An 11,072-nucleotide genomic window follows, 5' to 3' on the forward strand; every position below is an offset into this window, starting at 1 on the left:
GTTTTCGGCGGTCCCTCGCGACCCTGGCCAACACGGCCGGTGGTCCGGGTCCGCCGGCCCGCAGACTGCCAGCCCCCAATGAACGCATCCGCCAAATTCACGACATCCCAGATCCGCAGCGACTTCCTTGAATTCTTCAAGGGCAAAGGCCACACCATCGTGCCCTCGGCGCCGCTGGTGCCGGGCAATGATCCGACCCTGCTGTTTACCAACTCCGGCATGGTGCAGTTCAAGGACGTGTTCCTCGGCGCGGAGAAGCGTAGCTACGTGCGCGCGGCCGACGTGCAGCGCTGCCTGCGCGCGGGCGGCAAGCACAACGATCTCGACCAGGTCGGCTACACCGCACGCCACCACACCTTCTTCGAAATGCTCGGCAACTGGTCGTTCGGCGACTACTTCAAGAAGGACGCGATTGCCTGGGCCTGGGAGCTGCTGACCCAGGTATGGAAGCTGCCGGCCGAACGCCTGCTGGTCACCGTCTACCAGACCGACGACGAAGCCTATGCGCTGTGGCGCGACATGGTCGGCGTGCCGGAAGAGCGCATCGTGCGCATCGGCGACAACAAGGGCGCACCGTTCGCCTCGGACAACTTCTGGCAGATGGCCGACACCGGCCCGTGCGGCCCGTGCACCGAGATCTTCTACGACCACGGTGACCATATCGCCGGTGGCCCCCCAGGTTCGCCGGATGAAGACGGCGACCGTTTCATCGAAATCTGGAACCTGGTGTTCATGCAGTTCGACCGCCAGCCCGACGGCACCCTGGTGCCGCTGCCGGCGCCTTGCGTGGATACCGGCATGGGCCTGGAGCGCCTGGCTGCGATCCTGCAGCACGTGCACACCAACTACGAGATTGACCTGTTCCAGGCGCTGATCCGCAAGGCCTCCGAGCTGACCGGCACCGCCGACCTGGAGAACAAGTCACTGCGCGTGATTGCCGACCACATCCGCGCCTGCTCGTTCCTGATCGTCGACGGCGTGCTGCCCTCCAACGAAGGCCGGGGTTACGTGCTGCGCCGTATCATCCGCCGCGCCCTGCGCCATGGCTGGATGCTGGGCGTGCGCCAGCCGTTCTTCAGCAAGCTGGTGCCGACGCTGGTCGAGCAGATGGGCGAGGCCTATCCGGAACTGCCGGCGGCGGTGGACACCGTCACCCGTGCGCTGCAGGCCGAGGAAGAGCGTTTCGCCGAAACCCTCGACGCCGGCATGAAGATCTTCGAGGACGTGGCCGGCAAGGCCAGCAATGGCGTGATCCCGGGCGTTGACGCGTTCCGCCTGTACGACACTTATGGCTTCCCGCTCGACCTGACCCAGGACATTGCCCGCGAGCGCGACCTGACCGTCGACATCGCCGGCTTCGATGCCGCGATGGAACAGCAGCGCGAAACCGCACGGGCAGCCGGCAAGTTCGGCGGCGGCGTGACCCTGCCTGCCGAGCTGGTGGCAACGCTGAGCCCGACCCTGTTCCTGGGCTACGACCGCCTGCAGGCTGACGGCCTGAGCGTGCTGGCCCTGCTCAAGGACGGCCGTCCGGTGCAGTCGGCCGATGCCGGTGACGCAGTCATCGTCATCACCAACCAGACCCCGTTCTACGCCGAGTCCGGCGGCCAGGTCGGTGATACCGGCGTGCTGACCGGCAACGGCGTGCGCCTGGCGGTGGACGACACCCAGAAGTTCGCCGGCCAGTTCCATGGCCATGTCGGCACCCTGTCCGAAGGCCGCCTGAAGGTCGGCGACGTGCTCTCCGGCCAGGTCGATGGCGAGCGCCGTGGCGCCACCATCCTCAACCACTCGGCCACCCACCTGCTGCACGCCGCCCTGCGCGAAGTGCTGGGCACCCACGTGCAGCAGAAGGGCTCGCTGGTCGCTCCGGACCGCCTGCGTTTCGACTTCTCGCACTTCCAGCCGATCAGCGCGGAAGAGCTTGCCGTGATCGAGCGCAAGGTCAACCAGCAGGTGCGGGCCAACAACGCCGCCGAAGTGCACACCATGGGCATGCAGGAGGCGCTGGATTTCGGCGCGATGGCCCTGTTCGGCGAGAAGTACGGCGAGCACGTGCGCGTGCTGAAGATGGGGGACTACTCCACCGAGCTGTGCGGTGGTACCCACGTCAACCGTACCGGCGACATCGGCCTGTTCAAGATCACCTCCGAGGGCGGCGTCTCTGCGGGCGTGCGCCGCATCGAGGCCGTTACCGGCCAGGGCGCCCTGGATTACGTGGACGCCGAAGAGGCCCGCCTGGCCGAGGCCGCCGAACTGCTCGGCGGCAGCGCCACCGACGTGGTCGAGAAGATCCGAGCCCTTGGCCAGCGCCAGAAGCAGCTGGAGCGTGAACTGGAAGCCGTGAAGGCCAAGGTCGCCGCCGGTGCCACGGCCGACCTGTCCGGCCAGGCCGTCGAGGTTGCTGGCGTGAAGGTACTGGCTGCCCGCCTGGAGGGCTTCGACGCCAAGGCCCTGCGTGACGCCGTGGACCGCCTGAAGCAGCAGCTGGGCGACGCGGTCATCGTGCTGGCCGGCGCCCAGGATGGCAAGGCGGCCCTGGTCGCAGGCGTGAACGGCAGCGCAATGGGCAAGGTCAAGGCCGGGGAACTGTTGTCCCATATCGCCGGTCAGATCGGGGGCAAGGGCGGCGGACGCCCGGACCTCGCCCAGGGTGGTGGCGAGGACGGGCCCGCCCTTGCCACTGCGCTGGCTGCAGTCGTCGAATGGGTCAGCCCCCGCCTGTGATGAACCTGGCCGTCCCCCTCCTTGTAGGAGCGGGACGGCTGACGGTACCATTGCGAATCTTTTCCCTTTGTCGTGGTAGCGCTTCTTGACGGAGCGTCAAGCCGGTGGGGGATACCCTTCCACACGGTTCCATGGAGACTTACAAAAATGTTGATCCTGACTCGCCGCGTCGGCGAAACCCTGATGATCGGTGACTCGGTGAGCGTCACCGTGCTTGGCGTCAAGGGTAACCAGGTGCGTATCGGCATCACTGCGCCGAAGGACGTCGCTGTGCATCGCGAAGAGATCTATCAGCGCATCCAGCGTGGTGATGAAGCCGGTGGCACCGGTAGCGAAAATTCTGCCGAATAACGCTTTACCTTCGCACTCGATTAACGTTATGATTCACGCCCCGCTGAGGTGCAACGCACCAGACGCGGAGAACACCCCGGAGTGATGCCCGAGTGGCCGAAGGGGCTCCCCTGCTAAGGGAGTATAGGGTCAAAAGCTCTATCGAGGGTTCGAATCCCTCTCACTCCGCCAGATACAAAGAAGCGCCTGCAGATCCTCGATCTGCAGGCGTTTTTCTTTGCGCGGACGCAGGGTCCCGGCGTGCCATCCAGCGATCATTGATCGCTGGATGGCGACCGAATCAGGCTCTCCTCAGAGCTTTAGCGTCACACCCACCTGGAAACCACGCCCCGGCAACGGCGCGATGTATTTCAGCGGCGAGTTGTGTGGACGCGCTTCTTGATTCAGCAGGTTGCTGCCGTTGACGAACACTTCCATGCCGGCGATGTAGCTGTTGCGCACCGGCAGTTCGCGGCTGACCTGCAGGTCGACCAGGTTGAACGCATCCAGCGGGATTTCCTCGCTGACGTTGCGGCCGAGGTACTTCTGCGTGCCGTAGTAGGTGCTCGACAGCTGCGCCTTCCAGCCTTCGCGCTGCCACTGCAGGCTGGCACCGTAGCGGTTGGTCGGCATGTTCGGCAGGTACTCGCCATCGTTGTGGGCGCGCAATGAATCGGGGCTATCGGCCTTGTTCTTCACCAGGTCGGCGAAGGCGGACACGTTCAACGTGCCGTAGCGGCCCAGGTCCAATGCCTGCGAGGCATCGATCTCGAAGCCCTTCACCGTGGTGTCGGTCTGCTTCCAGTACTTCAGCGGCAGGCGGTTGGCCGTCTGCACGCCGGAGTGACCCAGGTACAGATAGTTCTCGTACTTCATCCGGTAAGCGGTGGCCGACAGCTCGAAACCGCCGATGTGGAACAGGCCGGTCAGCTCCAGGTTCTTCGCGTGCTCAGGCTTGAGGTTCTGGTTGCCTTCTTCCTGGGTCATCACCGAATAGTGTGCGTTGCTGGCATACAGCTCGTTGATCTCCGGTGCGCGCTGCGAGGACGAGTAGCGCACCTTGGCGGCGAACAACGGACCGAGCTCGACATACGATCCGAGGCTGTAGCTGTTGAGCCGGTAGTCGCGATCATCCAGTTTCGTGTTGGCGGCATTGCGCGCGGTCCTGAAGCGGCTGGGCTGCAGCTCGTGGTCGACGCGCTCGTGGCGCACACCCGCATCGAAGGTGGCCCAGCCGACGTCCAGTGTCTCTTTCAGGAACACCGCGTTGCTGCGAGTGTCGACGTCGGGCAGGTAGCGCAGTGAACCGCTGCCGGTGACCTCCCGCGACTGGTGGCTGAAGCCGAGCAGGCCGCTGAGCGGCCCGAGCTGCAGGTGACTGAGCAGGAGCTCGGCCTGGCTGCTCTCGAAGTCGTAGTCATTGGCCCGGGTGCTGCCCAGGCGCTCGCCCGAAGTGTTGTCCAGCTTCGATGCACGCAGCTCCGCGCGCTGGAACCACGGCAGCGGATCGCGCAGCAGGGCTTCCAGTGCGTAGCGTTCCTGTTTGATCACCACGCCCACCGGCAGGCCATCGGCATAATTGGAACCGAACGCCAGGTTCTGCATCGAGAAGCCCGGTACGCCGTATTCGCTGTCCTTGGCATCGATACTGACACCCACGTAGCCGCGGTCGAAGAACAGCGTCGACCCGAAGGCCACCTGCGAGTTGCGTGCGTAGCTGTTGCCCAGCCGGTGATGGTAGTCGGGCGTGACATCGTTGTTGATCTGCTTCTGCACGTACGACGGCGTGCCGGGCACGTAGGCCGGGTTGGCCGGATTGATGTAGGTGCGGCGCTGCCAGACCGAGGTCGGATGGTTGGTGTAGAACGAGAAGTCACCATCGGCCCAGTCCGGATTTTCGGTCATGAACTGGTCGATGTACGGCTGCGAGGCCTTGTTGTAGATCTGCTGTACGCGTGCTTCCTTCTGGCAGCTGTCGGCCAGCGCCGAGTTGACGCCGCCGGTCGGCGGGAACAGGCGGGTGTTGCAGACGGCGGCCTTGCTGTTGCCCGGGATGTCGTAGTGCGAGATGCGCTGACGGGAGACCTGCAGGTTGGTCGAGAGGTTGCGCCGGTTGTTGAAGTTCATGCGGAAGCCCTGCGCGTCGGCGGCATTGAAGCCCTTGCGCAGGACCAGTTCCATCGACTGGTCCTTGTCTTCCATGCTGCGCGGGATCAGGCCCGAATCGATCTCAACACTGCCGCCGATCGCATTGCCGCCATAGCGCACCGTGTCCGAGGACTTGTTGACGGTGACGCTGCGCACGAACAGCGGATCGAACGGGATGTTGATGTCGCCGCTGATCGCGTTCATGCCCAGAATCGACTGGCCGTCCTGCAGGATCTGCACGCGGTTGCCGGTGAGGCTGCGGATGACCGGGGCGCCCGCGTTCGGCCCGAAGGCGGTGCTCTGCACACCGGAGACGCGCTCGAGCAGGCCGCCGAGGGTGCGGTTCTGCGCCTGCGGATTGTCGACGGTGACCCGGCTGTCGATGCGCGAGGGTTGCGAGGCCTGGACCTGGAGGGTGGGGAGGGTGGGCTCGTCCGCGGCCTGGGCGGTGTGGACGGCGAGCAGGATGGCAGCAGCAAGCAGGTGGCGACGCATGGCAGGACTCGTGAAGGCGGAGTGAAATGTTATAACGTAACTATTTGTATCGGCAAGGACGGATGAGACCTTGCCGCCAGACCGAAATCGCGGGGGGCGCGAATGAGGTTGCCGCGTGTTCAGCGCCCTGCTTGTGCCGGGCGACGATGCCGGGCACGATCCGAGGCGCTGCGCCCCACAACGCGTCACGCAGAATCTTCTTCACTGGAACGGAGCAACGTATGAAGCTGTTGTCCGCTGTGTTGTTGTCTGCGCTTTCACTCCCCGCCGTTCCGGCGCTGGCAGTGGAGACTTCGCCTTCCCCACTGCTGGGGCGCTGGTCGCTGGATATCGCCACGTCTGCGCTACCCGAAGCGCAGCGCCCGAAGCACGTGGTGCTCGAGTTCAAGGATGCCGGTGGTGGCCGCTGGAGCTCGCACGTGGACATCGTCCTGCACGACGGCAAGACCATGAAATCCGACGGCACGCTGGCGCTGGACGGTACGCCGGGCCCTTTGTCCGGCACCTATGGCGCGGACAAGGCCAACCTGAAACTGCCGGCGCCGAACACGCTGGTGATGCAGCTGGTGGACCACGGCACGCCGGCCTCCACCCGTATCTACACCGTCGCCGATGACCAGGCAACGATGACCGAGACCAAGGCGTTCTACGGTCATGACGGTACGCCGATCCTGCAGACCAACCTGTTCAAGCGCATGCCGTAGCGATGCTGCATTCACCACGCCCGCAGGGCAGGCGTGGTGAATGCAACGGCCTTACACGGCGGCGGCCGGATCGCGCTTGCCGGTGTCGATGCCGTACTTGTCGATCGCCTCCTGCATCCGCGAGCGCTCGATGCGGCCTTCGTCGGCCAGCGACTTCAGGGCCGCCAGTACGATGAAGTGGCGATCCACTTCGAAGAACGTGCGCAGCGACTCACGCGTGTCGGAACGGCCGAAGCCATCGGTACCGAGTGCGATGAAGCGGCGGTCGTTGATGAAGGGACGGATCTGGTCGCCGACGATCTTCATGTAGTCGGTGGCCACCACCACCGGGCCTTCATGGCCCTGCAGGCACTGCTGCACGTAGGGCACGCGCGGTTTTTCGGCCGGATGCAGCAGGTTCCAGCGCTCGGCGGACAGCCCGTCGCGGCGCAGTTCGGTCAGGCTGGTCGCGCTCCACACATCGCTGGCGATGCCGAAGTCCTGCTGCAGCAGTTCTGCTGCGGCTTCCACCTCGCGCAGGATCGAGCCGCTGCCCATCAGCTGCACGCGTGGCTGCAAGGCGTTGTCGGCGGCTGCCGGATGCAGCAGGTAGAGGCCCTTCAGGATGCCGGCCTCGGCGCCTTCGGGCAGTGCCGGCTGCGGGTAGTTCTCGTTGAGTACGGTGATGTAGTAGTAGATGTCTTCCTGGTCGACATACATGCGGCGCAGGCCGTCATGGATGATCACCGCCAGCTCGTAGTTGTAGGTCGGGTCGTAGGACAAGCAGCTCGGAATCACCGACGACAGCACGTGGCTGTGGCCGTCATCGTGCTGAAGGCCTTCGCCCATCAGCGTGGTGCGGCCGGAGGTGGCACCGAGCAGGAAGCCGCGGGTCCGCGCATCGGCAGCGGCCCAGGCCAGGTCACCGACGCGCTGCAGGCCGAACATCGAATAGAAGATGTAGAACGGAATCGTCGCCAGGCCGTGGTTGCTGTAGGCGGTGCCGGCGGCGATCCACGAACAGATCGCACCGGATTCATTGATGCCTTCCTGCAGGATCTGGCCGTCCTTGGCTTCCTTGTAATAGCTCAGCTGGCCGGCGTCCTGCGGGGTGTACAGCTGGCCCAGGTAGGAGTGGATGCCGATCTGGCGGAACAGGCCTTCCATGCCGAAGGTGCGCGATTCATCGGGCACGATCGGAATCACCAGCTTGCCCAGTTCCGGGTCCTTCAGCAGGCTGGTGAGGATGCGTACGAAGCCCATGGTGGTGGACTGGCCGCGATCGCCGCTGCCCTGCAGCTGGGTGTTGAAGATCGACAGCGGCGGCAGCGGCAGCGGATCGACCTTGGCCAGGCGCGCCGGCAGCTGCCCACCCTGGATGCGGCGGCGCTCGGCGAAGTAGGCGGCCTCGGCGCTGCCCGGTTCCGGGCGCAGATAGGGCATCTCCTCCAGCTGCTCGTCGCTGACCGGCAGCTTGAAGCGGTCACGGAAGGCGCGCACCGCGTCGGCGCTCATCTTCTTCAGCTGGTGGTTGATGTTCTGGCCTTCACCGGCTTCGCCCATGCCGAAGCCCTTGACCGTCTTGGCCAGGATCACCGTCGGCCGGCCGCGGGTGTTCACCGCCTGCTGGTAGGCGGCGTACACCTTCTGCGGATCGTGGCCACCACGTGCCAGGGCCCAGATTTCGTCGTCGCTCATGTGCGCGACCAGCTCCAGCAGCTCGGGGTAACGGCCGAAGAAATGCTCGCGCACGTAGGCGCCGCTCTGCGACTTGAAGGTCTGGTAGTCGCCGTCCACGCATTCCATCATGCGCTGGCGCAGCAGGCCGCTGTGGTCGCGGGCCAGCAGGTCGTCCCAGCCACTGCCCCAGATCAGCTTGATCACGTTCCAGCCGGCTGCGCGGAAGGTGCCTTCCAGTTCCTGGATGACCTTGGCGTTGCCGCGCACCGGACCGTCCAGGCGCTGCAGGTTGCAGTTGACCACGAACACGATGTTGTCCAGCCGTTCGCGGCCGGCCAGCGAAATCGCCGCCAGCGATTCGGGCTGGTCCATCTCGCCGTCGCCGAGGAAGGCCCAGACCTTGCGGCCCTGGTGTTCTTTCAGTCCACGGTATTCCAGGTAACGCATGTAGCGCGCCTGGTAGGCCGCGGTCAGCGGGCCCAACCCCATCGACACGGTCGGGAACTGCCAGAACTCCGGCATCAGGCGTGGGTGTGGATACGAGGACAGGCCTTCGCGACCGGCTTCGCGGCGGAAGTTGTCCATCCGTTCCTGATCGATGCGGCCCTCCACGTAGGCGCGGCCGTAGATGCCCGGCGCGGAGTGGCCCTGGATGTAGATCATGTCGCCGTCGAAGGTGTCGGTGCGGCCACGGAAGAAGTGGTCGAAGCCCACGTCGTACAGCACCGCTGCCGACTGGTAGGTGGCGATGTGGCCGCCGACGTTGGAGTGCTTGCCGGCACGCAGCACCATCACCATCGCGTTCCAGCGGATCATCGCGTTCAGGCGGCGCTCGATGGCCAGGTCGCCCGGATAGGCCGGCTGGCGTTCGGGCGGGATGGTATTGACGTAGGCCGTCCATGCGCGGGTATGCAGGTCGCCGTGCTGCTGGGCGTCCAGCTCGCTCAGCTGGTCGATCAGGTAGTGCGCGCGTGGCCGGCCACCGGCCTGCGTCACCGCCTGCAGCGATTCACGCCACTCCTGGGTTTCCAGCGGATCGGTATCGAAGGGGATCAGGGATTGGTTCATGACTGTCTCCAGAGGGCGCCGGCTCTGCCTGGGCGACAACACCGGCAGGGCGCACAGCACTGGAGCGGGGTCGCAACGGCAAAGCCGTGACGCGAAGGGCGGCCGTGGCGGCCACCGAGGAGGCAAGCGTAGGTCCGGCCTCGCGCCTTCGATAGGCGGGCCCGGCTTGGGTCTCTGGCAAGCAAGGCTTGGCGTGGCACGCCGTATCATGCGCCGATGTGCCGGGCGGGGAATGCCTGGTACGTTCGTCTGCTGCAACGCCCCTGTCATCAATGGCCGTCACCCTGCTGGGCTTTCCAGCCTCGGGGTGGTTGGCCGGCCGTGAACAGCGTGAGGATCTGGGAGAAGAGCTACGAACTGCGGCGCCGGCTGCTGCGTGGCTTCTTCCTGCGCCGCGGTTCAGCCAGCGAAGATGCCGAAGACCTGGCGCAGGAGGTCTACCTGCGGCTGCTGCGCAGCACCGGCGAGGATGCCGACGCGGTCGACAATCCCGAAGCCTACCTGTTCACCGTGGCGGCCAACCTGGCGCGCGAGCATGCGCGCGCGCGGTCGTCGCTGCCGCCTCTGGAAGACGTCGACCTGCTGGCCGAAGTGCTGAAAAGCGAAGAAGACATCGAAGGTGAATTCGAGCGTGCGCAGCGCTGGAACGATATCCGCAGCACCATCGCACGACTGCCGGCGACCACGCGCCGGGTGATGGAGCTGCACTACCGCGACGGGCTGGACTGCCCGGGAATCAGCCAGCAGCTGCAGGTATCGGTGCACATGGTGCGCAAGCATATCGGCAAGGGGCTGGACGCCTGCAGGAAGGCGCTGGGCGCCAGGGAGCTCACATGAACCGGTATCCATCACGCAGGCCTGACGACGAGGTCGCACGTGAGGCGGAGCACTGGTTCCTGTGCAATCGCGAGGGGGTGCTGGACAAGGCCGGGCGTGTCGCGTTCCTGGACTGGATGAAGCGCTCGCCCGAGCATGTTCGCGCCTACATGCGCGCGCTCGCGTTGCACCGGCAGGTGGGCGAAGCGCTGCAATCGCCATTGGCTGACGAGGCGCTGGTGCCACCGCGGCAGGTTGCCGCCAAGGTGGTGCCGCTGTTCGGTCGTGCGCAGGCGCCGCCCCGCGCTGTGTTGCGTCCCGGTCGCGTGCGCTGGTGGACGGCCGCTGCCGCGGCCTGTGTTGCCCTGATCGGCGTGGGCCTGGTTTCGCAGGTGATGCCCACCCAGCAGCTCCACAGTGCCGGGCATGGTGAACTCCGCGACCTGGTGCTGCCCGACCAGACCCAGGTGCGGCTCAACGCGGACAGCCGACTGCGGGTACGCATGGGCTGGTTCAGCCGGAGGGTGGAACTGCTGCAGGGGGAGGCCACGTTCGACATCGCCCGCGACCGCCGTCCGTTCGAGGTGGAAGTGAACGGCCTGGAGATCCGGGATATCGGCACGGTATTCGATGTATCGCGACGGCTGCAGAGCACGCGCATCGGCGTGGTCTCCGGCGAGGTCGAGGTCTGGAGCCAGGGAGCGGGTGCCCGCCGCCTGGCCCAGTTGGAGCAGGGCCGGGTGGTGCAGGTCGATGCGCGAAGCCATGCCGTCGAGGCAGTGGACATGCCGCTGTCGATGCTGCTGGATTGGCAGCAGCGCAAGGTGTCCTTCCTCGATGAGCGGCTGGACGAGGTAGCAGCTGCGTTCAACCGGCACAACCTGGTGCAGGTGCGCGTGCTGGACGAAGGCGCGGCATCGGCACGGTTGTCCGGCAGCCTGGATGCGCATCGCATCGGTGCGCTGCAGGCCTTCCTCGAACGCGACCCACGCTTCGTGGTGAGGCGCGAAGGCGACACAGTGCGGGTTGGCAGTCGCTGACGCCTGCGTGGTCGTGGGCTGTCAGAAAAAATTCATCGAATCCGTGTTCTCCACTTCGGTGGAAGCGGGCTCTTACTTGGAAGAA

7 protein-coding genes and 1 tRNA gene are annotated in these 11,072 nt (G+C 65.6%); 6 read left to right on the forward strand and 2 right to left on the reverse strand.

Annotation, left to right across the window (positions count from 1 at the left end; genetic code table 11):
- The first annotated feature begins 78 nt into the window (after positions 1–78).
- From alaS to KXV01_RS03110, 3 genes are all read left to right on the forward strand, one after another.
- The gene (gene alaS, locus KXV01_RS03100; protein ID WP_263467498.1) at positions 79–2,727 is read left to right on the forward strand and encodes an alanine--tRNA ligase; all 2,649 of its coding nucleotides are present in this window, start codon (positions 79–81) and stop codon (positions 2,725–2,727) included.
- 147 nt (positions 2,728–2,874) lie between these two features.
- A complete protein-coding gene (gene csrA, locus KXV01_RS03105) occupies positions 2,875–3,078 on the forward strand; it encodes a carbon storage regulator CsrA (protein ID WP_004152909.1) in 204 nt (67 codons plus the stop codon).
- Positions 3,079–3,156: 78 nt separating this feature from the next.
- Positions 3,157–3,249: transfer RNA gene (locus KXV01_RS03110), tRNA-Ser, on the forward strand.
- A gap of 120 nt (positions 3,250–3,369) precedes the next feature.
- Here the strand turns inward: KXV01_RS03110 and KXV01_RS03115 are convergent.
- Entirely contained in the window at positions 3,370–5,700 is a 2,331-nt protein-coding gene (locus KXV01_RS03115; protein WP_263467499.1) for a TonB-dependent receptor, read from the reverse strand.
- 221 nt (positions 5,701–5,921) lie between these two features.
- Between KXV01_RS03115 and KXV01_RS03120 the strand changes: the two genes are divergently transcribed.
- Positions 5,922–6,404, forward strand: coding sequence for a hypothetical protein (locus KXV01_RS03120; protein ID WP_049412863.1), 483 nt, complete (start codon positions 5,922–5,924; stop codon positions 6,402–6,404).
- A 51-nt stretch (positions 6,405–6,455) separates the two neighbouring features.
- Here the strand turns inward: KXV01_RS03120 and aceE are convergent, their stop codons facing one another.
- Positions 6,456–9,131: a pyruvate dehydrogenase (acetyl-transferring), homodimeric type gene (aceE, locus tag KXV01_RS03125; RefSeq protein WP_111096401.1), complete on the reverse strand. Its 2,676-nt coding sequence runs from the start codon at positions 9,129–9,131 to the stop codon at positions 6,456–6,458.
- A 321-nt stretch (positions 9,132–9,452) separates the two neighbouring features.
- Here aceE and KXV01_RS03130 point away from each other — a divergent pair, with 321 nt between their 5' ends.
- Both KXV01_RS03130 and KXV01_RS03135 read left to right on the forward strand, forming a co-directional pair.
- On the forward strand, positions 9,453–9,968 hold the full coding sequence (locus tag KXV01_RS03130) for a sigma-70 family RNA polymerase sigma factor (RefSeq protein WP_049412859.1): 516 nt from the start codon (positions 9,453–9,455) through the stop codon (positions 9,966–9,968).
- A complete protein-coding gene (locus KXV01_RS03135; protein WP_263467500.1) occupies positions 9,965–10,987 on the forward strand; it encodes a FecR domain-containing protein in 1,023 nt (340 codons plus the stop codon). Before KXV01_RS03130 ends, KXV01_RS03135 begins: the two co-directional genes overlap by 4 nt.
- The last annotated feature ends 85 nt before the right edge of the window (positions 10,988–11,072 follow it).

Source organism: Stenotrophomonas sp. Ps181, assembly GCF_025697425.1.
GTDB lineage: Bacteria > Pseudomonadota > Gammaproteobacteria > Xanthomonadales > Xanthomonadaceae > Stenotrophomonas > Stenotrophomonas sepilia.

Bases quoted from the DNA above. Each gene is read 5' to 3' on its own strand.
- csrA (WP_004152909.1), top strand. From the start codon at position 2,875: ATGTTGATCCTGACTCGCCGCGTCGGCGAAACCCTGATGATCGGTGAC.
- KXV01_RS03120 (WP_049412863.1), top strand. From the start codon at position 5,922: ATGAAGCTGTTGTCCGCTGTGTTGTTGTCTGCGCTTTCACTCCCCGCC.
- aceE (WP_111096401.1), bottom strand. From the start codon at position 9,131: ATGAACCAATCCCTGATCCCCTTCGATACCGATCCGCTGGAAACCCAG.
- alaS (WP_263467498.1), top strand. From the start codon at position 79: ATGAACGCATCCGCCAAATTCACGACATCCCAGATCCGCAGCGACTTC.
- KXV01_RS03135 (WP_263467500.1), top strand. From the start codon at position 9,965: ATGAACCGGTATCCATCACGCAGGCCTGACGACGAGGTCGCACGTGAG.
- KXV01_RS03115 (WP_263467499.1), bottom strand. From the start codon at position 5,700: ATGCGTCGCCACCTGCTTGCTGCTGCCATCCTGCTCGCCGTCCACACC.